The organism is Umezawaea sp., from assembly GCF_057122925.1.
On the sequence record NZ_DBNGPQ010000035.1, the window covers coordinates 48,472 to 70,612 of the forward strand.

Sequence of the window (22,141 nt, forward strand, 5' to 3'; positions counted from 1 at the left end):
CTAGCACCCGCGCGTAACGTCGTTGTCGAGCCGGACGGAAGGAGACCCCGCCGTGGACAAGTCCATCGACAAGGCGGTGGCCGACCTCGGCCGCGACATCGGCGACTACATCAAGCAGCAGCGCAGCAACGCGAAGATCTCGTTGCGGGAGCTGTCGAAGCTCGCCGGTGTCTCGAACCCGTACCTCAGCCAGATCGAGCGGGGCCTGCGCAAGCCGAGCGCGGAGATCCTCCAGCAGATCGCGAAGGGGCTGCGGATCTCCGCCGAGGCGCTCTACGTCGAGGCCGGGATCCTGCAACAGCGGGAGGGCGGCGCGTTGGCCGACGCGATCGCCGCCGCACCAGAGCTGACCGAGCGGCAGAAGCAGGTGCTGCTCGACGTCTACGAGTCCTTCCGGCGGGAGAACGCCGCCAAGCAGTCGAAGTCCGATGTGGACGGTAACGAACCCGAGGAGTGATCTCCATGCCGAACATCCCCAGCCAGGAAGAGCTGCGCAAGGCGGGCGAGCAGGCCGCCGCCGCCGCGCGCACCCCGCTGCTCGCCGCTCTCGGCGCCGGTGACCTGGCCACGAAGGCCGTCATCGAGGCCCTGAACAAGGCCAAGCACACGCTCGACGAGCGCGCCGAGGCCGCGAAGACCGCGGTCGACGAGCTGCCCGGCGAGGTCGCCGGTCTCCGCGAGAGGCTGGAGCCCGCCGAACTGCGCAAGCTGGTCGACGCCTACACCCAGTCCGCGCTGCACCTCTACAGCTACCTGGCCGAGCAGGGCGAGGCGACGCTGGAGAAGCTGCGCTCGCAGCCCCAGGTCAAGAAGGCCACCGCTCAGGTCGAGGAGGCCGTGGAGGCCGCGCAGAAGCGCGCCGAGTCCGCCGCCGCCGACGCCCGCGAGATCGCGGACGACGTCCTCGGCAAGGTCACCCGCCGCACCCGTTCGGTCGGCGAGAAGACCGCCGTCGCCATCGACGACGTCAGCGAGGCCATCGCCGAGACGGTCGAGGAGGTCGGCGGCGAGGTGGCGCACGAGGTGCGCAGCACCACCCGCAAGGCCGCCAACCGGACCGCCCCGCGCAAGCCCGCGGTCACGGCGACCAAGCCGTCGAGCACCACCCGCACGACCCCGGCCCGCAAGTCGCCGAGCACCACCAAGTAGCACCGGGTCACCACGTGGGCCGCGAGGCCGCGTCGGCAGGTCGGGCCTCGACGACGATCGGGGCCCGAACTGCCGTCCGGGAGCGGCCGAGCCGCCGCGACGACGTCGCGGCCTTGATACGGCACGTACTCTGGGTCCCGTGTTGTTCTCGAGGGTGCCACCGTTCAACCCCCTGTACCTGGATGCCTGGATCCTCTACGGGGTGGGCTGGGCCGCGCTGATCATGGGTGTGTACGCGTTCGCGCACGCCGTGACGCAGCGCGCCGACGCCTTCACGGCCGCCGAGAGGCTGACCAAGCCCGCGTGGCTCGGCATCACCGGCGGTGGCGCGTTCGTGCTCATGGTCTTCCAGCTCAGCAGCCCCGGCGGCATGTTCTGGCTGGCGGGCGTCGTCGCGGTGATGATCTACGTGGTGGACGTCCGGCCGAAGCTGATCGAGATCCAGCGCGGTCCGCGCTGGTGAACCCCCTGCCCAGCGGTCTGCGCTGGCAGGCGTTCGGCAGCGGCGGGCCGACCACGCTGATCGTCCACGGGCTGGGCGCCACCGCCGGTGAAGCCCGCATCCCCGCCTCCGGCCTGCCGGGGACCCGCGTCATCGTGACGCTCCCGTCGCACAGCGGTGCCGCCGACGCGCCCGACGGCTACTGGACGTACCCGCGGATCGCCCGCGACCTGTGGGACGTCGCCCAGGAGGTCGGGGCCACCCGCGCCATCGGCGTCTCGCTCGGCGCGGGCGCGCTCGTGGCGCTGCTCGCCTCCCGGCCCGACGCGTTCGAGCGGGTGGCACTGCTGCTGCCCGCCACCCTCGACCGGCCCCGCCCCCGGCAGACCGTGGAAGACCTGGTCAACGCGGTCGAACTCCCCGAGGGCGTCGACGCGGGCGCCTACCTCCAGGCTCGCGCGGCGGCGTTCCGGCGGCTCAGCGCGGCCGTCGCGGCGATGCCCGGCCAGGTGAGCGTCGCCGAGCCCGGCGTGCTGGCCCGCGTGACCGCCCCGGTGCTGGTCGTGGCCGCGACGGACGATCCGCTGCACCCCGAACCGGTCGCGAAGGCGATGGCCGCCGCGTTCCCCGCGGGTGTGCTGGAGGTGTACCCGTCGCGCACGCCGCTCGTCACCCATCGGCGTGAACTCCGGGCGCTGCTGGTCGACTTCACCCGTGTGTGAGGCCAGGTCGTTCGGGTAACCGAGGGCCATGGCTGAACAGAAGAAGATCGCTTTCCTGGTGGCCGACGAGGGCATCGAGCAGATCGAGCTCACCGACCCGTGGCAGCACGTCGAGAAGGCGGGCGGCGTGCCGCGGCTGTTGGGCCCGAAGCTCGGCACCGTCCAGGGGTACAACCACCTCACGCCCGCCGACACGTTCGACGTGGACGTGGCGTTCGCCGACGCCGTCGACGGCGACTACGACGCGCTGGTGATCCCCGGCGGGGTCGCGAACTCCGACCTGCTGCGCATGCAGCCCGACGCGGTGCGGATCGTGCAGGAGCACGTGGCCGCGGGCAAGCCCGTCGCCGCCATCTGCCACGGTCCGTGGCTGCTGGTGGAGGCGGACGTCGTGCGGGGCAAGATGCTGACCTCGTTCCCCAGCCTCAAGACCGACATCCGCAACGCGGGCGGGAGCTGGGACGACGTCGAGGTCCAGGTGTGCGTGATGAACGGCTGGACCCTCGTCACGAGCCGGAACCCCGGCGACCTGGAGGACTTCAACCGGGAGTCGCTCAAGGCCTTCGGCCTCGGCTGATCACCGGGATCTGCAGCTCCCGGTGACGTCCCCTACAGCCGCGCCCGCGCGTAGGCGGCGATGGCGTCCCGCACGTACTCCGCGAAGCCCTCGGCGTGCGCGTCGAACTGCGACTTGAAGTCCGGCGCGTCCACGTACAGCCGGCCGAGGCCCGTGTAGGACTCCCGGTTGGGCGTCCAGCTCAGGCAGATCCAGCGGTAGTGGCGGTCGGTCAGCTCCAGCGCCTCGGGCGCGTCGACCGCCACCCCCGCGTCGAACAGCGCCGCGTACCGCTCGGCGACGTCCTTCCACTCGGCCGTGAACCGGTCGACCTCCGCCTTGTCCCAGGACCGCATCTTCGCCTTGCTCTCGGCGATGTGCTCCTTGGCGCCCTCGCCGTAGCGCTCGACGAGCTCCTCCTCGTAGCGGGCCTGCTTGTCGGCGTCGAACCCCTCGAACAACTCCTCCATCTTCACGTTCTCACCTCCTTCCATCTCCTCGATCGTCTTCGCCACGGTGGAGGCCAGCAGCCCCAGCCGTTCCTGCTCGGCCCGCAACCACCGCTCGTGGTTGCGCAGCACGTCGACCGCCCGGTGCCTCCCGTCGAGCACCTCCCCGACGGTGTCGAGCCCCAGCCCCAGCTCGCGCAGCAGCAGGATCTGCTGCAACCGGAGCACCTGCTCGCGCTCGTAGAACCGGTAGCCGTTGGTCCCGACCCGCGCGGGCACCAGCAGGCCGATGGCGTCGTAGTGCCGCAGCGTTCGCGACGTCACCCCCGACATCCGTGCGACCTCGGCGGTCGACCAGGCCATGTCCCTGTCCTCCCTCGCCCGACCAACGGTAGGCGTTGACGCTGCGTCAACGTCAAGCGTCGTTTGGCAGGATGGTCGGGGTGTGGACCATCGCAGGCTCCCTGACGCCCGTACCCGCCCTCGACCGCCTCGACCTGGTGGCCGCCCCGGTGGCGGCCGCGCTCCGCGCGCTGGACCCGTCCGACGCCGCCCGGTGCGCCGTGTCGGAGATCGACCCGGCCCTGGCGGACACGGCCGAGTTCTGCGCGTTCTACGGGTCGCCGCTGTCCGCGTCCGCGAACTGCGTCGTCGTCGCCGGGCGGCGCGGGGACGTGACCCGGTACGCGGCCTGCATGGTCCTGGCCACCGCTCGGGCCGACGTGAACGGGGTGGTCCGGCGGCGGTTGGACGCCAGGCGGGCGTCCTTCGCGCCGATGGACGACGCCGTGTCGCTGACCGGCATGGAGTACGGCGGCATCACGCCCGTCGGGGTGCCGCAGGACTGGCCGGTCCTGCTGTCACCCGAGGTCGCCGCCGCCCCGGAACTGGTGATCGGCAGCGGGATCAGGGGCAGCAAGCTGCTGGTGCCCGGCGACGTGCTGGTGAAGCTGCCGGGTGCCGAGGTCGTGGAGGGGCTGTCGCGACCGGTCGGGTGACCGTCAGAGCCGCAGGTCCCGCGGGCCGTACAGGGCGGCGGGGGCTCCGGTGAGCATGGCCCAGTACCGGTCGCCGTAGGACCAGTGCCACCACTCGGTGGGGTAGTTGACCAGACCCGCGGTGCGCAGGGCGCGCACCAGCAGCCGCCGGTTGTCCCTGGCCGTCGGCGGGATGTCGGGCGCGTCGGTGTAGCAGGCGTTCGCGCTCTCCTCCGGTGACGCGTTGACCTCGGTGCCCATCGGCAGCTCCTCGCCGCTCTCGGTGCACAGCGTCAGGTCGACGGCTGCCCCGCTGACGTGCGGCGCGATCTCCGGCGGCGAGATGTACCTGCTGGCCTGGTCCCGGACCTCGGTCTCGCTCCACGACGGGTTGTCCGAGCGCAGCACCCCGGCGTACTCCTCGAAGTACCGCTCCTGGAGCCACAGCGGCCGGTACGCCTCCACGACCAGCAGCCGCACGCCCGCGGGCAGGTGCCCCTGCGCGACGAGCAGCCGCTCCACCACCCCGGCCCTGAGGTGCACGTACGCCCCGGCCGGGTCGGCCTGGCGGTCGTCGAGCGCCAGCTCCCCGATCGTGCGGAGGTCCACGAGGGGCTCCCCGCACTCCCGCGCGGGCAGGTCGGCCACGCGGGGGTTGGACAGCAGCACGAGTTCGGTCACGGTGTCACCTGCGGTGCTCGTCGGGAAAACGGTGATTGTGACCGACGAACCCGTGGTCGGCCGCGCGTCGGGCCGGGTTCACCCCTCCTGGTACTCCTGGAGCATGGCGAGGGCCTCCTCGACGTCGTCGGTGACGACGATCCACCGCTCGGCGTCGCGCCCGCGGGCGAGCTGCTGCACCAGCGGGGCGGCGGGCACCTCGTTCAGCCAGAAGTCCTTGCCGAGGAACACCATGGGGGCGGCCGGGCCCACGCTCCCGTAGTAGTTCTGGCAGAAGTCCTGGAACACCTCCTGCACGGTCCCGGCCTTGCCCGGCGTGTACACGATCCCGCCGGTGGCGACGGTCAGCAGGCCCTCCTCGCGCACGGAGTTCGCGAAGTACTTCGCGTGCAGCTCGCACGCCGGGTTGGGCGGCTCGTGGCCGTAGAACCAGGTCGGGATGCCGATCGTGCGGGGCGCGGGGCCGGACGGCAGGTCGGTCGGGAACGCCGCCAGCCACCGCCCGATGCTCTCGTCGTCGCCGCCGAACCCCGGCGCGGCGGAGATCCGGCCGAGCACGTCGGCCACGTCGCCGCCGTCGGCCAGCCGGACGCCGAGCGGCACGGCCTCCATCGCGCCCGGCCCGCCGCCGGTCAGCACGGTGAGGCCCGCCCGGCCCAGCGCGACGCCGAGGTCGACGGCCGCGCGGTACCCGGCGGAGTCGCGGCCCAGCGCGTGGCCGCCCATGACGGCCACCGGCTTCCCGGTCAGCACCTCGTCCAGGGCCTCGGTGATGGCGTGGTCGTGCAGCCGTTCGGCCAGCGCGTGCAGCGGGTCGGGGTGCTTCCCGAGGCGCCTGCTGTGCCGGTAGATCCGCGCGTCCGGGGTGTCGGCGTAGGACGCGGGTGTCGTCGGGTCGAAGCCCGCGAACAGCTCGGCGGGCGTGTAGAGCCTGGTCCGGTACACGTCGTACGGCACGTCCGGGATGGCCGGGAACGTCAGCGCCCCCGCGGCTTCCGCCCGCCGCTGCAACGCCGGGGACAGCAGGCAGCCGAGGAACAGCGCGCCGTCGAGCGGCCCCCGGACGTCCTCACCCGTCAGGTCGAGGCCGGTGAGGACCGCGCCGCGCAGGTCGGTCGCCGCGCGCAGCTGGTCGAGGTCGCTGATCTCGGTTCGCACCGCCGAATCCTACGGCGGCGCGGACCGGGATCACCCCCGGTCAGCGGTAACGGGTCGTGCAGGACCGGGCCGAGCCGGTGAGGAACCCCTCGACCCGTGCGAAACCGGACGGAATGGTCTCGCCCTTCGCGTCGCCCGCGCCGGGGCCGACGTCGCCGTCCTGCTCGCCCGGCCGGGCACGCCCTGCGAGCACCCGGCGAGCAGCGCGGCGGAGACCGCCGCGACCACCAGCGCCCTCACGGTGCGGTGCCTCAGCCCAGGAAGACGGACTTGACGCCCGACGGGAACCCGAGCGCGGCCAGGTTCGGCACGTCGTCGGTCACGACCGCCGACTTGCCCTTGCAGCCGACCTCGGACCAGACCTTCATGGAGCCGCTGACGGTCAGCGAGAGGAAGCCGCCGCGCAGGTCGTTGCAGCCGGGGGTGGCGATGCCGGTGGCGAAGTTGGTGCCGCTGGTGTCGTCGAAGTTCTTGCCGCTGAACAGGGTCGCGGACTGGGCGGGCTTCGCGTCGGGCGCGGCGACCGGCGGGACGGGCTTCTCCGCCGGGCCCGCCTTCGCGCCGTTCGGGGTGGTGCCGAACCACGTGCCGCCGACGCCCTGGCCGAGCGTGTCACCGGGGTTGACGTCCTTGGCGAACCGGTAGAGCGGCCAGCCCTTCAGCGTGACCTGGACGTGGCCGTCTTCGCGCTTCACGAAGCCGACGTCCGCCTGCTCGACGCCCGCGATGAAGACCTTGCCGCCCTTGGCGACCGTCACGGGCGGCCACGTCTTGGCGCACTCGTCGTCGCAGGTCGCCCTGGACGGGTCCGCGGAGTCCTTGTCGAACCGGTACAGCGTGAACCCGGAACCGTTGACCACCACGGGGTCCAGGTCGCCCGCCGCGGAGGCGCGCAGCGAGACCCACTTCTCCTTGACCTCGACCGGGGCCTCCGGCGGGGCCGTGTCACCGGCCTTCTCGTCCGCCTTGTTCGACCGCGCGGTGCCCGAGAGCAGCGTCGCGTCCTCGGCGTCCCCGGTCCGCGACTGGGCGGGGGCCGGTGCGGGGGCCGCGGTGCCGCCGGTGGTGCCACCGCAGGCGGACAGCGCGATCGTCCCGACCGCGAGGAGGGCGGCGAGGGGCCAGACGTGCTTGCGCGGCATGGGGTTCTCCGAGTGGTGTGGCGAGCCGGGATTCGGTGTGCGACTCGTACACGCATCCGGGCGGCGACCGGTTCACCCGAGTTTCGCCGGACGGCGGGGTCTGCGCCTTCAGGCGGCGCGGGGTGCGCTCGCGGGCATCAGAAGATGACGGTCTGGTTGCCGTGCACCAGCACCCTGTCCTCCAGGTGCCAGCGCAAACCCCGCGCCAGCACGGCCTTCTCCACGTCCCGTCCTTTTCGGACCATGTCGCCGATGGCGTCGCCGTGGTCGACCCTGATCACGTCCTGCTCGATGATCGGCCCCGCGTCCAGGTCGGCCGTCACGTAGTGGCAGGTCGCCCCGACCAGCTTCACGCCGCGGCGGTGCGCCTGGTGGTACGGGCGGGCACCGACGAACGACGGCAGGAAGCTGTGGTGGATGTTGATCGCCTTGCCGATCCAGTCGGCGCACAGCTCGGGCGGCAGGATCTGCATGAACCTCGCCAGCACGACGGCGTGCGGCCTGTTCGCGTCCACCAGCTGCCGCAGCTGGGCGAACGCGGCCTGCTTGCCCTGGGGGTCGTTGGCCGGGAACGGCACGTGGTGGAACGGGATGCCGTGCGCCCTGGTGATGCCCGCGAGGTCGGCGTGGTTGCCGATGACCGCGGCCACGTCGGCGTCCAGCTCGCCCGCCGCGACCCGGCCGAGCAGGTCGTAGAGGCAGTGGCCCTCCTTCGACACCAGGATGACGACGCGCTTGCGCTCGCCGGTGTCGGTGATCCGCCAGCTCGTGGTCCCGCCCAGCTCCCGCGCGATCTCGGTGAACCGGGCGCGCAGCTCCGTCGCGCCGAACGGCAGCGAGTCCGCCCGCACCTCCTGGCGCGTGAAGAACCAGCCCGTGTCCGGGTCGGTGTGGTAGGCCGCCTCCACGATCCAGCCGCCGTGGTCGGCGAGGAACGAGGAGATCCGGGCGACGATGCCCGTCCGGTCGGGGCACCCGAAGGTGATGACGTAGCGGCGCTCAGGCTGGGGCACGGGGTAGGAGTATCCAGGATCACACCCTGGGCAGTGCGTCCAGGAGTGCGGTGTCGCCCGTCACGACCGCGCCGCTCGGCCTGCCCCACACCGCGCGGAACAGCGAGTCGGCCGTTCCCGCGACGGTCGCGTCGGCGTCCGTGCCGGAGCCGGTGACCGGGCCGACGGCGGGTGCCTCGCCCGGCGTGAGCCGCACCTCCCAGGCCCGGCCCGCGTCGGCGGCGTGCAGCACGAGGACGCCCGCGCGCTCCACCGGCCTGCGGCGGGCGGCGATGACCGTCATCCGGGTCAGGAACTCGTCGACCCCGTCGGCGGCGAACTCCGGCGTGAACAGCAGCGGCGGCACGTCGGCACCCGACCGCGCGTGTTCCGCGTCCAGCCGGTGGATCGCCGTCTCGTGCGCCTGCCTGCGGGCCCAGGAGCCCGCCGTCCCGGCGCCGACGAGCGTCCACCGCGGCGTGGCCGGGTCGGTGGCGCGCAGCTCGTCGGCCAGCTCCACGACCCGCTCGTCCCACCAGGTCAGCAGGCCGTCCCACTCGTCCGGCGCGCCGGGCCACTCGGGCCGCTGGTCGACGGACTCGGACCGCAGCGCGGCCAACGCCCACGCGTTCACGCCCGCGATGTGCCGGACGAGGTCGTGGACGGTCCACAGGGGACAGGTGTCGACCGGGGCCGACGGCCCGGCCTCCACGGCCGCCGCGCGCAGGGCACGGGCTTGGGCGGTGTAGTGGTCGACGAACTCGCGGTGCTCCACCCCGATCACCTTAGGGGGCTGACCGCGTCCCACGGCAGCGTGATCTCCCCGAGCCGCCAGCGCTTCCGGGTGTCGAGCACCGGCCAGCCGCGCGCGGCCAGCAGCCGCACGGCCTCGACCCAGCGGGCGCGGGGGCCGAACGGGGCGAACGGGGCCGCGGTCGCCCAGCACGCGTCCAGCTCGGCCAGCAGCCGGTGCACCCGCTCGCCGTCGACGTTGCGGTGGATCAGCGACTTGGGCAGCCGCTCGGCGAGGTCGCCGGGGGTCTCCAGGTCGGCGGGCAGGCAGGCGAGCGTGAACGTCAGCGGCCCGTCGGCGTTCAGCGCGACCCACGAGCAGCGCCTGCCGATCTCGTCGCACGTGCCCTCGACCAGCAGCCCGCCCGGCGCGAGGCGGCCGAGCATCGTCGTCCACGCCTCGTTCGCCTGCTCCTCGGTGTACTGGCGCAGCACGTTGAACGCGCGCAGCAGCACCGGTCGCCGTCCGGCCAGCTCGAACCCGCCGCGCCGGAACTCCAGCCGCGGCGGGTCGGCCGCGGCCTCCCCGGCGGCGACGCGGTCGGCGTCCAGTTCGAGGCCGAGCACCCGCACGTCGGCGCGCACGGCCCGCAGCCGCGCTGCCATCTCGACCGTGGTCACGGGGGTGGCGCCGTAGCCGAGGTCGACCACGAGCGGGTCGGGCGCGGCGGTCAGGGCGTCGACGACCAGCGGCGTGCCGACCATCCAGCGGTCGACCCGCCGCAGCCGGTTCGGGTTGGTGGTGCCCCTGGTGGGGAGGCCGAGCGTGCGCGCCCGGCCTGCGGCTAGCCGCGGTTTGCGAGCCATTCGGTGGTGAACTCGTTTTCCTTGTCGAGCAGCGCGGCGACCTGTTCGGCGATCATCGCCTCCAGCTTCCCGCCCATGAGCGGGATGCTGACCTTGACCTGGCCGGTGAGCGTCGTCCTGCTGCCGCCCGCGTCCTCCGCGAGCACGATCGTGCCGTCCAGCCTGCCGGGCACGCCGTTCAGCGTCACCTCGACCGTGCCGGTCGTGCCCGCCTCGGTCCACACCTCGGCCCGGTGGATCACCAGGTCGCCGCCGAGCAGGCTCTTGGCCACCGACGGCAGGTGTTCGGCGGGCACGCCCTGCTTGAGCTGGTACGACGTCTTCCCGCCCGCGGAGCTGAACGACACGAGCCGCGCGTCGGTGCCGCCGAGGACGGCGAGCCGGTCGCGCAGGTGCGTTTCGTCGACCAGCGCCCGGAAGACGTCCTGCACGGGCCACGTGGACGTGGTGTGGTGCTCGATGCGGCGTGCCATGGCGCGGAGGTTACCGTTGACGGTTGTGACCACCCCGCTGTCCAGTGCCCAGGCGCGCACCGCTGTGCCGCTCGCCGAGCGCACCACGTTGCGGCTCGGTGGCCCGGCCACGACGTTCTCGCAGGCCACCACCGCCGCCGACCTCGTGGAAGCCGTGCGCGCGGCCGACGCCGCCGGTGAGCCGCTGCTGCTGCTCGGCGGCGGCTCGAACCTCGTCGTCGCCGACGCGGGCTTCGCGGGCACCGCGGTGCAGGTGGCCACGACCGGCCGCCGCGCCGACCCGCTGGGCGACGGTCTGGTGCAGTTCACCGTCGAGGCGGGCGAGAACTGGGACGACGTCGTCGCCGACGCCGTCGCGCAGGGTCTCGGCGGGCTGGAGTGCCTGTCCGGAATTCCCGGTCAGGCGGGTGCCACCCCGGTGCAGAACGTCGGGGCGTACGGCGTCGAGATCGCCCAGGTGCTGACCTCGGTCGACCTGATGGACCGCAAGCGCGACGGGAGCGTCCACCACCGCTCCGCCGACTCGCTGGGCCTCGCGTACCGCACGAGCGTGCTGAAGGGCACGGACCGCGCGGTCGTGCTGCGCGCCCGGTTCGCGCTCACCGCGGGCGGTCTGTCGGCGCCGATCCGGTACGCCGAGCTGGCGCGGGTCCTCGGGGTCGCGCAGGGTGACCGGGTGCCGGTCGACGCGGCCCGCCAGGCCGTCCTGGAGCTGCGGCGCGGCAAGGGCATGGTGCTCGACCCCGCCGACCACGACACGTGGAGCGCGGGCTCGTTCTTCACGAACCCGCTGGTCGACGACTCGACGCTGGCCGGTGCCCTGATCAGGATCGCCGAGCGGATGGGTCCGCACGTCGACGTGCCGGTCTACCCGGCCGGGGCGGGCTACTCGAAGCTGTCGGCCGCGTGGCTGATCGAGCGGGCCGGGTTCGGCAAGGGCTACGCGGGCCCCGGCGGCCGGGTCGGCCTGTCCACCAAGCACACGCTCGCGCTGACCAACCGCGGGAACGCCACCACCGAGGACCTGCTGGAACTCGCCAGGGAGGTGCGCGACGGCGTCCGGGTGGCCTTCGGCGTCGAACTGCACCCGGAGCCGGTGCTGGTGGGCTGCGAGTTCTAGCGCTCTCCTGCCGACGGCCGAACGGGTGACCTTGCGTGACCAGATCCTCACCACGCGTGTTTCATTGAGGTGAGCACTTCACGGAGGTCGACATGGCCTACCTGGGCGAGCACGTGCGTGCGGCGATCCGGCCGATCAAAAGACGCGTCGAGGACGAACTGCTGGCCCGACCGGGTGTGGTCGGCGTCGACATCGGCGAGAAGACCACCGGCGGCAAGCCGACCGGGCGCGCGGCGATCGTGGTCTACGTCGGGCTGAAGCACCACAGCCAGCGCTACGCCATCCCGGTCCAGTACAGCGGCGTGCCCACCGACGTGGTCGAGGACTCGTTCGTGCCGCACCGCGCGCTGGCGTCGTCGGACGGCGTCCACGGCGCCGAGCGCCACCAGTGCCTGGTGGGCGGCATCGGCGTCGGCCCGTGCCGGTCGATCCGGTTCGTGCCGCCGGACGTCGCCGTGCCCGGTGACTACTCGGTCGTCGGCACCCTCGGCGCGCTCGTGACGCCCCGCGCGACGACGCCCAGGGTGATGGCCCTGACCTCGTTCCACGTCGCGTGCGTGGACGACGCGTGGGCCGTCGGCGACCTGATGGCGCACCCGAGCGTGGTCGACGGCGGCCACCCGTGGGACGACCGCATCGGCACGCTGGCCCGCGCCGCCCTGTCCGGTTCGGTCGACGGCGCCACCCTGCTGCTCAGCAGCCACCTCGACTGCCGGGCCGAGGTCGTCGGCCTGGGGCCGGTGCGCGGCCGGGCCGCGGCCGTCGTCGGCACGGCCGTCCGCAAGCGCGGGCGCACGACCGGCCTCACCGGCGCAGTGGTGGCGTCCACGGACGCCTCCGTGTCGCTCGACTTCGGCAACGACCTCGGCGTCCGCACCCTCCGCGACCAGGTGCGCGTGCAGGCCGCGCCCGGTCACCGCTTCGCCGACCACGGCGACTCCGGCGCGGTCCTGCTCGACGACACCAACCACGTCGTCGGCCTCTACTGCGCGGGCAACCCGAGCGGCTCGATCGGCTTCGCCAACCCGATCGACCACGTGCTGGACCAGTTGGACGTCGACCTGCTGTTCTAGTTCGGACGTGGACCTGCCCTGGTCGCGAGACCGGCCTGCCGACTAGGGGGCGGCCGAGCCGGAGCCCGCGGAGCAGCGACCATCAGGCGCGGTGCACCCGCGTCGCGCTCGCCTGGTCCCTCGGGCGCAGGACGATCTGGTCCAGGTTCACGTGCGACGGGCGGGTCACGGCGAAGGCGATCGTGTCGGCCACGTCGTCCGCGGTGAGCGGGGTCATGCCCTGGTAGACGCCCGCCGCGCGCTCGGTGTCGCCCTTGAAGCGGAGCACGGAGAAGTCGGTCTCGACCATGCCCGGCAGGATCTCGGTGAACCGGACCGGCCTGCCCAGCAGCTCGCCGCGGAGGCTCCGGTGCAGGGCCGCCTGGGCGTGCTTGGCCGAGGTGTAGCCGGAGCCGTTGTCGTAGACCTCGAACGCGGCGATCGAGGTGACGGTCACCACGTGGCCGTCGCCGGAGGCGATCAGCTTGGGCAGCAGGCCCTTGGTCATCCGGAGGGTGCCGAGGACGTTCGTCTCCCACATCCAGCGGTAGTCGTCCTCGGGGTAGTCGATCACGCCGGCCATGCCGCGAGCGCCGCCCGCGTTGTTGACCAGCACGTTCGCTTCGGGCACGCGGTCGAGGAAGGCGGCGACGGAGTCGGCGTCCGTCACGTCAAGCTCGACGGCCGTGCCGCCCAGCTCATCCGCGATACCCTGGAGGAGATCGAGTCGGCGGGCTCCGAGCACCACGTGGAACCCCTGTGCCGCGAGCTTGCGGGCGGTCGCTTCCCCGATGCCGGCGCTCGCTCCGGTCACCACGGCGGTTCGACGGTCGTTTGTCACGGTGCGATCGTGCCGTGCTGGTCCGACCGGCGCAGCGCCTATGACGAGCATCACTCCCGATCGTTGGGCACGTGGACGCCGTCGGGACGTCCTTGACTAGTGGGGGAACACGAACAGCGAGGGCTCTGGAGGTCGATCGTGCGGACGAAGCTTCGAGCCGTGACCGCGTTGCTGCTGGGCGCGGCCCTGCTGGCGGGCTGCTCCAGCACGGAGGCGGGCAAGCCGAGCCGGGAAGGCGCCGGGTCGCCCGAGTCGCCCTCGATCGCGAAGTTCACCGCGGTGCCCGCCGTCGACGCGAAGGACGTCCCGGTGAACGTCCCGGTGAACGTCACCGTGTCCGACGGGACGATCGACGAGGTCGCCGTGTCCAACCCCGAGGGCGCCCCCGTCGCGGGGAAGCTCGCGGACGACAAGAAGTCGTGGGCCACGACCGAGCCGCTCGGGTACGGGAAGGCCTACACCTACAGCGGCAGGGCGACCGGCACCGACGGCAAGAAGGTCGAGCTGGAGGGGGCGTTCACCACCGTCGCCCCCGCCGCCCAGGTCCGCGGGACGCTCTTCCCCGTCGACGACCAGCAGGTCGGTGTCGCCGTTCCGATCATGGTGAAGTTCGACGCGCCGATCACCGACCGGGCGGCCGTGCAGAAGGCCCTGACGGTCACGAACGACAAGGGCGTCAAGGGCGCCTGGGCCTGGTTGGGCGATCAAGAGGTGCACTACCGGCCCGAGGCCTACTGGCCCGCGAACACCAAGGTGCACGTGGAGGCGAAGCTCTACGGTGTCGCCTACGGCGGCGGTGCCTACGGTGCGGCGGACGTGACCAGTGACTTCTCCATCGGCCGGAACCAGGTCGTGAAGATCGACACGCCCACGCACCAGCTGGTGGTGCAGCGGGACGGGCAGACCGTGGCGACCTACCCGGCCAGTTTCGGCCGGGACGCCGATCCTGAGCTGACCACGCCCAACGGGACGTTCGTGGTGATGCAGAAGGACGAGCAGTGGAGCTTCGACAACCCGCAGTACGGGTACACGAACGTGCTGAAGAAGTGGGCCGTGCGGTTCTCGAACCACGGTGAGTTCATCCACGAGAACAACGACAACGCCGCGAACATCGGGAGCAACAACACCTCCCACGGTTGCGCCAACCTGCTGGAGGCCGATGCGAAGGCCTACTACGACACGGCGATGATCGGGGACCCCGTGGAGGTGGTCGGGTCGATCACCACCCTGCCCGCCAAGTACGACTGGTACGACTGGCAGATCCCCTGGGCCCAGTGGCAGACGATGTCGGCCATCTAGTGGGCGGCCCACCCCGGTCGGGGTGGCCGGGGGGAAGTGCTGCTCGGATCGGGCCGGGGGCCGGTGCGCCCGGTTGCGGTGCGGGCGGGTTCGGGCCGGGGGCCGGTGTGGCGCGGTCGTGGTGGGGCGTGGTTTTCCCCCCCCCCCGTTACCGTTTTCGTAGCTCCTGAGAAGGAGTCGTGGTCGCCAGGTCCGGCATGACTGACGCCCCCAGTCGAACCCATGATCCGGGGGGTGGTGTCACCGGACCTGGTGGCATCGTCGGACCGCTGAATAGGGACACGGCCACCCCTGGGGTAGGTCTCGTCGTAACGTGGGTGCCGGCCGTCGATGCCCCACCGCGATCACCCGCGACGAACGAACGGTATAACGGATGACCAGCGATTACGGGGTTTTCCTCGGCCTGGACGTCGGCAAGGATGCCCACCACGCCGTCGCCCTGAACCCGACCGGCAAGCGACTGCACGACGGACCACTGCCCAACACCGAATCCAAGCTGCGGGCGCTGCTGGACAAGCTCGCCGCGCACGGGCCGCTGCTGGTCGTGGTCGATCAACCGGCCACGATCGGGGCGTTGCCGGTCGCGGTGGCCCGCGCAGCCGACCACCGGGTCGCCTACCTGCCAGGCCTGGCCATGCGCCGTATCGCCGACCTCTACCCCGGACGAGCCAAAACCGATGCCCGCGACGCGTTTGTCATCGCCGACGCGGCCCGATCGTTGCCGCACACCCTGCGGCCGGTCGACGTCGGTGACGACGCCCTGGCCGAACTGGACGTGCTGGTCGGGTTCGACGACGACCTGGCCGGTGAGGCCACCCGACTGTCCAACCGGATCCGTGGCCTGCTCACCGGTATCCACCCCGCCCTGGAACGCGCGATCGGCCCTCGGGTCAGCCACCCGGCGGTGCTGGAGATCCTGTCCCGCTGCGGTGGCCCGGCCGGCATCGCCAAGGCCGGCCGACGCAAGCTGGTCTCGATCGCGACCGCGCACGCACCTCGCATGGGTGACAGGCTCGTCGATTCGATCATGACGGCGCTGGACGAACAGACCGTGACCGTTCCCGGCACGACTGCGGCCGACACTGTTCTGCCTCGGCTCGCGGACAGCTTGAAAACCGTGCTCCAACAGAGAAAGCAGATCGCCGGCGAGGTCGAGGGGATCCTTGATGCGCACCCTCTTGCCGGGGTCCTGATCTCGATGCCCGGCATCGGGGTCAGGACCGCCGCCCGCATCCTGCTGGAGATCGGCGACGCCTCCGGATTCGCTTCCTCCGGGCACCTGGCCGCCTATGCCGGGATCGCCCCGGTCACCCGCAGCTCCGGCACCAGCGTCAAGGGCGAGCATCCGGCTCGGACCGGTAATCGCAAGCTGAAACGGGCGTTCTTCCTGGCCGCGTTCGCCGCCCTGCACGACCCGACCAGCCGCGCCTACTACGACCGGAAGAGAGCCGAGGGCAAGAAGCACAACGCCGCCCTGATCTGCCTGGCCCGACGCCGCTGCGATGTGCTCTACGCGATGCTGCGCAACCGCACCCACTACCGGCATCCCGAACCTGTTCCCGCCCCCGCCGCGGCTTGACAACCACATAGGGACACCCCCCCTCGTCCACTTGGTGGGACGGGGTAGTGGTTCTTCCGCGGGGCGGTGGGAAGTGTTCGACCGGATCCGGTGTTGGTCCAGTCGTGCAGAGAACTCTCCTCGCCCCCGGTGGTGTTCGGCTGGCCGTCCACGAAGCGGGTCCGGTCGACGGTCCGGCTGTGGTGCTGGTGCACGGGTGGGCCCAGTCCGGCGCTGCCTGGGCCGGGCTCGACGGCTTTCGGACCTTCGCCGTCGACCTGCGTGGGCACGGCGGGTCCGACGCGCCCGTCGACGGGTACCGCGAGTCGGCCGTGTGGGCTGAGGACCTGGCCGCCGTGTTGGCGCACGTCGGGCGGCCCGCGACGGTGGTCGGGTGGTCGTACGGGGGGTTGGTGGTCGTCGACTACCTGCGGGCCCACGGCACCGCCGGTGTTGTCGGGCTGGTCTTCGTGGGGGCGATCACCGAGATCGGGCGTGGGCGGGCCGGTGGTGCCGTCGGGGCGGTGATGCGGGACGCGTTGCCCGCCGCGCTGACCGATGACGAGGCGTTGGCCCGGTTCTGCGCGCGGATGGCGCCGCGCTTGCCGTCCGAGGTCGTCGGTGAGCTCACGGCGGCGGCCCTGGGGGTTTCCCCGAGGGTGCGGGGCGAGTTGTTCGCCAGGGACGTGGAGAGCGGTGCCGTGCTGGCCGCGGTGGACGTGCCCGCCGTGGTGGTGCACGGCCTCGACGACGAGGTGGTCTCGCCCTCGGCCGCCCGGTACACCGCCGCGACGATCCCCGGAGCCGAGTTGGTGCTGCTGCCCGACACCGGTCACCTGCCGTTCCTGGAGCGGCCCTTCGAGTTCGCCGCCGCTGTGGGGAAGGTGGCTCGGTGAAGCGGGTCGCGGTGCTCTCCGTGCACACGTCGCCGCTGGAGCAGCCCGGCACCGGGGACGCGGGCGGGATGAACGTCTACATCGTGCAGACCGCCACCCGGATGGCCGCGCAGGGCGTCGAGGTGGAGATCTTCACCAGGGCGACGTCGTCCGGGTTGGCGCCGGTCGTGCAGATGGCGCCGGGCATCAAGGTGCGGCACGTCGTCGCCGGGCCGTTCGAAGGGCTCGGCAAGGAGGAGCTGCCCGGTCAGCTCTGCGCGTTCACGGCGGGCGTGCTGCGGGCCGAGGCCCGGCACGAGCCCGGCTACTACGACGCCATCCACTCGCACTACTGGCTGTCCGGCCAGGTCGGCTGGCTCGCCCGCGAACGGTGGGGCGTGCCGCTGGTGCACACCGCGCACACGCTGGCCAAGGTGAAGAACGCCGCGCTGGCCGACGGCGACGCACCCGAGCCGCGGATGCGGGTGATCGGCGAGGAGCAGGTGGTCGAGGAGGCCGACCGGCTCGTCGCGAACACCGACGTCGAGGCCGCCGAGCTGGTGAAGCTGTACGACGCGGCACCCGAGAAGGTGCTGACGATCCCGCCCGGTGTCGATCTGGAGCGGTTCACGCCCGGCGACCGGGGGGCCGCCCGCGCCGCACTGGGGCTGCGGCCGGACCAGGTGGTGCTGGCGTTCGTCGGGCGCATCCAGCCGTTGAAGGCCCCGGACGTGCTGCTGCGCGCGGCGGCCGAGCTGCTCGTGCGCGATCCGGCGCTGCGGTCCCGGCTGGTGGTGCTCGTGGTCGGCGGTCCGTCCGGGAGCGGGCTGGAGCAGCCGAGGGCTCTCCAGTCGCTCGCCGGGGAACTGGGGATCGACGACGTGGTGCGGTTCCTCCCGCCGCTCGCGGGGGACGGGCTGGCCGAGCTGTACCGGGCGGCGGACGTGGTCGCGGTGCCGAGCTACAACGAGTCGTTCGGGCTGGTCGCGCTGGAGGCGCAGGCGTGCGGGACGCCCGTCGTCGCGGCGGCCGTCGGCGGTCTGCCGGTGGCCGTGCGGCACGGCGTGTCCGGGTGCCTGGTCAACGGCCACGACCCCGCGGAGTGGGCTCGGGTGCTCGGTCACGTGGCCCTCGACCCCGGCCGTCGCGCGGAGCTGGCGGGCAACGCGGTCGGCCACGCGCGACGATTCTCCTGGGAACGCACGACCGACACGCTGTTGGCCGCGTACTCCGATGCGCGCAACGCGTTCCAGCGGGAGGTCCACCGGTGATCGACGAGGTCATCCAGTCCACCTTGGACGAACGGGAACTCGCCTACGAGCACGAGGAGCCCGGCAAGTTCTTCGTGACCCTGCCGGGCACCAAGAAGCTCCAGACCAACTGCTGGCTCGTCGTCGGCCGCCACGCCGTGCTGGTGGAGGCGTTCGTCTGCCGCAAGCCCGACGAGGCGCACGAGGCCGTGTACCGGTTCCTGCTGCGCCGCAACGCCAAGCTCTACGGCGTGCACTACACCGTCGACACCGGGGGCGACATCTACCTGGTCGGCCGGATGGGCCTGCACGCCGTGACGCCGGACGAGCTGGACCGCGTGCTCGGCCAGGTCGTGGAGGCCGCGGACGGCGACTTCAACACGCTGCTGGAGATCGGGTTCGCGGGCGCGATCCAGCGCGAGTGGGACTGGCGCGTCTCGCGCGGCGAGTCGCTGGCGAACCTCCAGGCCTTCCGGCACCTGGTGAACGAGGCCTGATCGTGATCCGGCGGGCGCAACTGCCCGCCGGGCTCCCTCCGTCTACTCCCTGACCACGGGGCTACGGGAGGGGACGCACGATGAGCAGACGGGTACTGGCAGTGGCGGCACTGGCCTTGGTGGCGCTGGCGGGGTGCTCCGCGGGGAGTTCCGACTCGGGCGGGTCCGCCGAGATGGCGGCGGCTCCCGCGCAGGGCCAGGCGCCCGCGAAGGACAGCGCGGGCACCGCGAACGCCGAGGCGAAGCAGCCGGACTCCACCGCGCCGAACCGGCAGCTGGTGCGGACCGCGCAGGTCGAACTCCGCGGCGACGACGTGAGCGGGGCACTGGTCAAGGTCAAGGACCTCGTCGCGCGCGAGGGCGGGTTCGTCGGTCAGGAGAACTCCACGACGAGTTCGGGCTCGGTGACCCTGCGCGTGCCGGTGGACCGGATGGACGCCGTGCTCAAGGGCCTCGGTGAGGTCGAGGGCACGACCGTCGCGCGGCGCGAGACGAAGTCCGAGGACGTGACCGACCAGGTCGTGGACGTCGAGGCCAGGCTCGCGACCCAGCGGGCCAGCGTGGACCGCGTCCGGGTGCTGCTGGAGCGGGCCGCGACGACCGCCGAGATCGTCGACATCGAGGGGGAGCTGACCAAGAGGCAGTCCGACCTGGAGTCGCTCCAACGGCGGTACGACTCGCTCAAGGGCCAGGTGGCCCAGTCGACGATCACCGTGTCGATCCGCCAGGGGGCCGCGCCCGCCGTCGCCGAGGAGAAGCTGGGCTTCCTCGGCGCGTTGGAATCGGGCTGGCACGCGCTGCTGGAGGCACTGCGGGTGCTGCTCGTGGTGATCGGTGCCGCGCTGCCGTTCGCGATCGTCGTGGTGCCCGTCGGAGTGCTCTGGGTGCTCCGCCGACGGCGCCGCACGGTGAAGATCACACCAGCGACGTCATCCAATTGAGTCACGTTTTCTGAGGGAAAAGCTACTCAGAGCAATGCGCGGGGGAAGCGCGGGGCGGTCCGGGAGAGAGGGGGAGTCACAACTCGGACCACCCCGCGTTGATTCCCCGCTGAAGCGGACATCGGGCGGGGGGAGCCCGGAAGTCCAGCGGGCCGCGGTTCGACGGGGGGATTGCGAACCGCGAGGTTCCCCGCGCGGCTCGTGGAGTGCGTGGGAGCCGAGCCGCGCAGGCACTGCCAACTTCGCAGATCGGGCGGGCGCACCACAAGGTCAACGACTACTCCATTCGAGTGTTATTGATCTGAGAACGTAACGTCTCGGTACACCTTGACCTCGGCTGTGGTGTGACTCACGATGACGCGATCAGCGCCGACCGCCGATCGAATGAGGCAAGCCGCATGGTCTTCCGCAGTCCGTTCCCCGACGTCGTGGTACCGGACGTCTCCTTGCACGAGTTGCTGTTCGCGAACGTCGCGGAGCACTCCGAACGGGTGGCGCTCATCGATGGCACGTCCGGCGCCGAGATGACCTACGCGCAGCTCGTCGGCGCGATCGACAGGGTCGCCGCCGCGCTCGCCGAGAGGGGGATCGGCAAGGGCGACGTGGTGGGCATCCTCAGCCCGAACACGCCGTACTACGCGGTCGTCTTCCACGGCATCCTGCGCGCGGGCGCCACCGCGACGACGATCAACGCGCTCTACACCCCCAGCGAGGTCGCCAGCCAGCTGGCCGACGCGGGCGCCAAGATGCTCTTCACGGTCTCCGTGCTGCTGCCCAACGCGTGGCCCGCGGCCCAGCAGGTCGGCCTCACCGCCGACCAGGTGGTCGTGCTCGACGGCGCCGAGGGCCACCCGGCCCTGCCGCACCTGCTGGCGAGCACCGGTCCCGTGCCGGAGGTCGTGATCGACCCGGCCGAGGACCTCGCCGTCCTGCCGTACTCCTCGGGCACCACCGGCAAGGCCAAGGGCGTGATGCTCACGCACCGCAACCTGGTCGCCAACATCGTGCAGAGCGACCCGATCATCAGGATCGGCGGCCACACCCGCATCCTCGCCGTGCTGCCGTTCTTCCACATCTACGGCATGCAGGTCCTGATGAACAACGGCCTCTTCGTCGGCGCCACCGTCGTCACCATGCCCAGGTTCGACCTGCCCGAGTTCCTGCGCATCATCGCCGAGCACCGCACCGACCGCGTCTACATCGCCCCACCGGTCGCCGTGGCCCTCGCCAAGCACCCCCTGGTGGACCAGTTCGACCTGTCCGCCCTCGACACCATCTTCTCCGGCGCAGCCCCCCTCGACGTCGACCTCGCCGCCGCGGTCCGCAAGCGCCTGGGCTGCAAGGTCCTCCAGGGCTACGGGATGACCGAGATGAGCCCGGTCAGCCACGCCATCCCCGAGGGTCGCGACGACATCTCCGTGGGCACCGTCGGCGTCATCTACCCGAACATGGAGAACCGCTTCGTCGACCCCGCCACCGGCGAGGACGTGGGCGTGGGCGAACGCGGCGAACTCTGGTGCCGCGGCCCGAACGTGATGAAGGGCTACCTGAACAACCCGGAGGCCACCGAGGCCACCCTGGACGCGGACGGCTACCTGCACACGGGCGACGTGGCGGTCATCGACGCGGACGGCATCGTGACCATCGTCGACAGGGTCAAGGAGCTGATCAAGTACAAGGGCTACCAGGTCCCGCCCGCTGAACTGGAAGCCGTGCTGCTGACCCACCCGCAGATCGCCGACGCCGCGGTGGTCGGCGTCATCGACGCCGAGGGCGAGGAGGTGCCGAAGGCCTTCGTCGTCCGCCAGGCGGGCGCGGACGACCTCGACGACGCGGGCGTGATGAGCTTCGTCGCGGAACGCGTGGCGCCGCACAAGAAGGTGCGGGTCGTGGAGTTCATCGAGGCGATCCCGAAGTCGGCGGCGGGCAAGATCCTCCGCAAGGACCTCCGGGCGCGCGAGAAGGCTGGTTCCTGACCTGATTCAGTCCTGACGAGGCCCCCGGTGCGCGTCGCCGGGGGCCTCTTCGCTGTGCGCGGTGGTCGCCGGACCTGACCGGTCATCGTGCTCTTCGGCGGCGGTGGCGCGGGGCAAGATCGTGGGTGCCTGTCCGTGACCCGTGAAGCGGTCGCGGCTGCCCAGACCTGCTCATCTGGCTGCTGGCCAGGTGTTCGGAGTCGTCGAAGTGGTCCCGAAGGAGCCTTGCCGGTTTCAGGGCGTGCCCTCGCCGGGCGGCAGGTCTCCGAGATGGTGGGGATGCGTCGACGCCTTGCGTACCAGCGGGTGCCGGGTCCTCGCACCATCTCGTCGACCTCCACGAGGGCAACCACACGCGTCAAGGGGGCAGTCCCAGCGCACGGTCGCGTGTG

The 22,141-nt window shown here is 72.0% G+C and carries 25 protein-coding genes; 15 read left to right on the forward strand and 10 right to left on the reverse strand.

All coding sequences use genetic code 11. The features are described 5' to 3' along the window. Nucleotides 1-52 precede the first annotated feature (52 nt). The 5 genes from AC156L_RS05460 to AC156L_RS05480 all read left to right on the forward strand — a co-directional run bounded on the left by AC156L_RS05460 (nucleotide 53) and on the right by AC156L_RS05480 (nucleotide 2,890). A complete protein-coding gene (locus tag AC156L_RS05460) occupies nucleotides 53-457 on the forward strand; it encodes a helix-turn-helix domain-containing protein (RefSeq protein WP_330875787.1) in 405 nt (134 codons plus the stop codon). A gap of 5 nt (nucleotides 458-462) precedes the next feature. Continuing rightward, nucleotides 463-1,149 carry a helix-hairpin-helix domain-containing protein gene (locus AC156L_RS05465; protein WP_330875788.1) on the forward strand — a complete coding sequence of 229 codons (687 nt, stop codon included), beginning with the start codon at nucleotides 463-465 and terminating at the stop codon, nucleotides 1,147-1,149. A 142-nt stretch (nucleotides 1,150-1,291) separates the two neighbouring features. Beyond that, nucleotides 1,292-1,612, forward strand: a complete 321-nt coding sequence (locus AC156L_RS05470; RefSeq protein WP_414719865.1) for a DUF2516 family protein — start codon at nucleotides 1,292-1,294, stop codon at nucleotides 1,610-1,612. Beyond that, nucleotides 1,609-2,313: an alpha/beta fold hydrolase gene (locus AC156L_RS05475; protein ID WP_330875790.1), complete on the forward strand. Its 705-nt coding sequence runs from the start codon at nucleotides 1,609-1,611 to the stop codon at nucleotides 2,311-2,313. Before AC156L_RS05470 ends, AC156L_RS05475 begins: the two co-directional genes overlap by 4 nt. A gap of 28 nt (nucleotides 2,314-2,341) precedes the next feature. After that, complete coding sequence (locus AC156L_RS05480) at nucleotides 2,342-2,890, forward strand: type 1 glutamine amidotransferase domain-containing protein (RefSeq protein WP_330875791.1); 549 nt, start codon at nucleotides 2,342-2,344, stop codon at nucleotides 2,888-2,890. Nucleotides 2,891-2,922: 32 nt separating this feature from the next. Here AC156L_RS05480 and AC156L_RS05485 read toward each other — a convergent pair whose 3' ends face one another. Continuing rightward, entirely contained in the window at nucleotides 2,923-3,681 is a 759-nt protein-coding gene (locus AC156L_RS05485; RefSeq protein ID WP_330875792.1) for a MerR family transcriptional regulator, read from the reverse strand. A gap of 71 nt (nucleotides 3,682-3,752) precedes the next feature. Here AC156L_RS05485 and AC156L_RS05490 point away from each other — a divergent pair, with 71 nt between their 5' ends. Further along, on the forward strand, nucleotides 3,753-4,316 hold the full coding sequence (locus tag AC156L_RS05490) for a YbaK/EbsC family protein (protein ID WP_330875793.1): 564 nt from the start codon (nucleotides 3,753-3,755) through the stop codon (nucleotides 4,314-4,316). Nucleotides 4,317-4,319: 3 nt separating this feature from the next. On the opposite strand, the gene AC156L_RS05495 is transcribed toward AC156L_RS05490, so the two are convergent. The 8 genes from AC156L_RS05495 to AC156L_RS05530 form a co-directional block, all read right to left on the reverse strand. After that, the gene (locus tag AC156L_RS05495) at nucleotides 4,320-4,976 is read right to left on the reverse strand and encodes a M15 family metallopeptidase (protein WP_330875794.1); all 657 of its coding nucleotides are present in this window, start codon (nucleotides 4,974-4,976) and stop codon (nucleotides 4,320-4,322) included. A 78-nt stretch (nucleotides 4,977-5,054) separates the two neighbouring features. Further along, complete coding sequence (locus AC156L_RS05500; protein ID WP_330875795.1) at nucleotides 5,055-6,134, reverse strand: LOG family protein; 1,080 nt, start codon at nucleotides 6,132-6,134, stop codon at nucleotides 5,055-5,057. Nucleotides 6,135-6,174: 40 nt separating this feature from the next. Then, complete coding sequence (locus AC156L_RS05505; protein WP_330875796.1) at nucleotides 6,175-6,327, reverse strand: hypothetical protein; 153 nt, start codon at nucleotides 6,325-6,327, stop codon at nucleotides 6,175-6,177. A 58-nt stretch (nucleotides 6,328-6,385) separates the two neighbouring features. Next, nucleotides 6,386-7,276, reverse strand: a complete 891-nt coding sequence (locus AC156L_RS05510; RefSeq protein ID WP_330875797.1) for a hypothetical protein — start codon at nucleotides 7,274-7,276, stop codon at nucleotides 6,386-6,388. 137 nt (nucleotides 7,277-7,413) lie between these two features. Continuing rightward, entirely contained in the window at nucleotides 7,414-8,289 is an 876-nt protein-coding gene (gene purU / locus AC156L_RS05515) for a formyltetrahydrofolate deformylase (RefSeq protein ID WP_330875798.1), read from the reverse strand. Nucleotides 8,290-8,308: 19 nt separating this feature from the next. Beyond that, a complete protein-coding gene (locus tag AC156L_RS05520; protein WP_330875799.1) occupies nucleotides 8,309-9,043 on the reverse strand; it encodes a maleylpyruvate isomerase family mycothiol-dependent enzyme in 735 nt (244 codons plus the stop codon). Between the two features lie 5 nt (nucleotides 9,044-9,048). Then, nucleotides 9,049-9,867, reverse strand: a complete 819-nt coding sequence (locus AC156L_RS05525; RefSeq protein ID WP_330875800.1) for a class I SAM-dependent methyltransferase — start codon at nucleotides 9,865-9,867, stop codon at nucleotides 9,049-9,051. Further along, nucleotides 9,846-10,340 carry a DUF2505 domain-containing protein gene (locus tag AC156L_RS05530; RefSeq protein ID WP_330875801.1) on the reverse strand — a complete coding sequence of 165 codons (495 nt, stop codon included), beginning with the start codon at nucleotides 10,338-10,340 and terminating at the stop codon, nucleotides 9,846-9,848. The genes AC156L_RS05525 and AC156L_RS05530 overlap by 22 nt, the downstream gene beginning before the upstream one ends. On the opposite strand from AC156L_RS05530, the gene AC156L_RS05535 reads away from it, so the two are divergent. Continuing rightward, the gene (locus tag AC156L_RS05535) at nucleotides 10,327-11,460 is read left to right on the forward strand and encodes a UDP-N-acetylmuramate dehydrogenase (protein WP_330875802.1); all 1,134 of its coding nucleotides are present in this window, start codon (nucleotides 10,327-10,329) and stop codon (nucleotides 11,458-11,460) included. The two genes, AC156L_RS05530 and AC156L_RS05535, sit on opposite strands and share 14 nt — an antisense overlap. Before the next feature lie 92 nt (nucleotides 11,461-11,552). Then, nucleotides 11,553-12,533 (forward strand): chymotrypsin family serine protease, encoded by a 981-nt coding sequence (locus AC156L_RS05540; RefSeq protein WP_330875803.1) that lies wholly within the window; start codon nucleotides 11,553-11,555, stop codon nucleotides 12,531-12,533. 82 nt (nucleotides 12,534-12,615) lie between these two features. Here AC156L_RS05540 and AC156L_RS05545 read toward each other — a convergent pair whose 3' ends face one another. Then, entirely contained in the window at nucleotides 12,616-13,329 is a 714-nt protein-coding gene (locus AC156L_RS05545; RefSeq protein ID WP_330875814.1) for an SDR family NAD(P)-dependent oxidoreductase, read from the reverse strand. A 183-nt stretch (nucleotides 13,330-13,512) separates the two neighbouring features. Here AC156L_RS05545 and AC156L_RS05550 point away from each other — a divergent pair, with 183 nt between their 5' ends. The 7 genes from AC156L_RS05550 to AC156L_RS05580 all read left to right on the forward strand — a co-directional run bounded on the left by AC156L_RS05550 (nucleotide 13,513) and on the right by AC156L_RS05580 (nucleotide 21,749). Further along, entirely contained in the window at nucleotides 13,513-14,652 is a 1,140-nt protein-coding gene (locus AC156L_RS05550) for a L,D-transpeptidase (protein WP_330875804.1), read from the forward strand. A gap of 373 nt (nucleotides 14,653-15,025) precedes the next feature. Further along, nucleotides 15,026-16,231 carry an IS110 family RNA-guided transposase gene (locus tag AC156L_RS05555; RefSeq protein ID WP_484406647.1) on the forward strand — a complete coding sequence of 402 codons (1,206 nt, stop codon included), beginning with the start codon at nucleotides 15,026-15,028 and terminating at the stop codon, nucleotides 16,229-16,231. Between the two features lie 104 nt (nucleotides 16,232-16,335). Further along, nucleotides 16,336-17,106: an alpha/beta fold hydrolase gene (locus tag AC156L_RS05560; RefSeq protein ID WP_330875805.1), complete on the forward strand. Its 771-nt coding sequence runs from the start codon at nucleotides 16,336-16,338 to the stop codon at nucleotides 17,104-17,106. Beyond that, nucleotides 17,103-18,356, forward strand: a complete 1,254-nt coding sequence (gene mshA / locus AC156L_RS05565) for a D-inositol-3-phosphate glycosyltransferase (protein WP_330875806.1) — start codon at nucleotides 17,103-17,105, stop codon at nucleotides 18,354-18,356. Before AC156L_RS05560 ends, mshA begins: the two co-directional genes overlap by 4 nt. After that, nucleotides 18,353-18,832: a type III secretion system chaperone family protein gene (locus tag AC156L_RS05570; RefSeq protein WP_330875807.1), complete on the forward strand. Its 480-nt coding sequence runs from the start codon at nucleotides 18,353-18,355 to the stop codon at nucleotides 18,830-18,832. The genes mshA and AC156L_RS05570 overlap by 4 nt, the downstream gene beginning before the upstream one ends. 80 nt (nucleotides 18,833-18,912) lie before the next feature. Beyond that, nucleotides 18,913-19,773 carry a DUF4349 domain-containing protein gene (locus AC156L_RS05575; protein ID WP_330875808.1) on the forward strand — a complete coding sequence of 287 codons (861 nt, stop codon included), beginning with the start codon at nucleotides 18,913-18,915 and terminating at the stop codon, nucleotides 19,771-19,773. Nucleotides 19,774-20,171: 398 nt separating this feature from the next. Then, the gene (locus AC156L_RS05580) at nucleotides 20,172-21,749 is read left to right on the forward strand and encodes a 4-coumarate--CoA ligase family protein (protein WP_330875809.1); all 1,578 of its coding nucleotides are present in this window, start codon (nucleotides 20,172-20,174) and stop codon (nucleotides 21,747-21,749) included. Nucleotides 21,750-22,141: the final 392 nt, after the last annotated feature.

Bases quoted from the DNA above. Each gene is read 5' to 3' on its own strand.
- AC156L_RS05555 (WP_484406647.1), top strand. From the start codon at position 15,026: ATGACCAGCGATTACGGGGTTTTCCTCGGCCTGGACGTCGGCAAGGAT.
- AC156L_RS05540 (WP_330875803.1), top strand. From the start codon at position 11,553: ATGGCCTACCTGGGCGAGCACGTGCGTGCGGCGATCCGGCCGATCAAA.
- AC156L_RS05530 (WP_330875801.1), bottom strand. From the start codon at position 10,340: ATGGCACGCCGCATCGAGCACCACACCACGTCCACGTGGCCCGTGCAG.
- AC156L_RS05480 (WP_330875791.1), top strand. From the start codon at position 2,342: ATGGCTGAACAGAAGAAGATCGCTTTCCTGGTGGCCGACGAGGGCATC.
- AC156L_RS05580 (WP_330875809.1), top strand. From the start codon at position 20,172: ATGGTCTTCCGCAGTCCGTTCCCCGACGTCGTGGTACCGGACGTCTCC.
- AC156L_RS05525 (WP_330875800.1), bottom strand. From the start codon at position 9,867: ATGGCTCGCAAACCGCGGCTAGCCGCAGGCCGGGCGCGCACGCTCGGC.
- AC156L_RS05510 (WP_330875797.1), bottom strand. From the start codon at position 7,276: ATGCCGCGCAAGCACGTCTGGCCCCTCGCCGCCCTCCTCGCGGTCGGG.
- AC156L_RS05465 (WP_330875788.1), top strand. From the start codon at position 463: ATGCCGAACATCCCCAGCCAGGAAGAGCTGCGCAAGGCGGGCGAGCAG.
- AC156L_RS05575 (WP_330875808.1), top strand. From the start codon at position 18,913: ATGAGCAGACGGGTACTGGCAGTGGCGGCACTGGCCTTGGTGGCGCTG.
- AC156L_RS05485 (WP_330875792.1), bottom strand. From the start codon at position 3,681: ATGGCCTGGTCGACCGCCGAGGTCGCACGGATGTCGGGGGTGACGTCG.
- AC156L_RS05535 (WP_330875802.1), top strand. From the start codon at position 10,327: ATGCGGCGTGCCATGGCGCGGAGGTTACCGTTGACGGTTGTGACCACC.
- AC156L_RS05490 (WP_330875793.1), top strand. From the start codon at position 3,753: ATGGTCGGGGTGTGGACCATCGCAGGCTCCCTGACGCCCGTACCCGCC.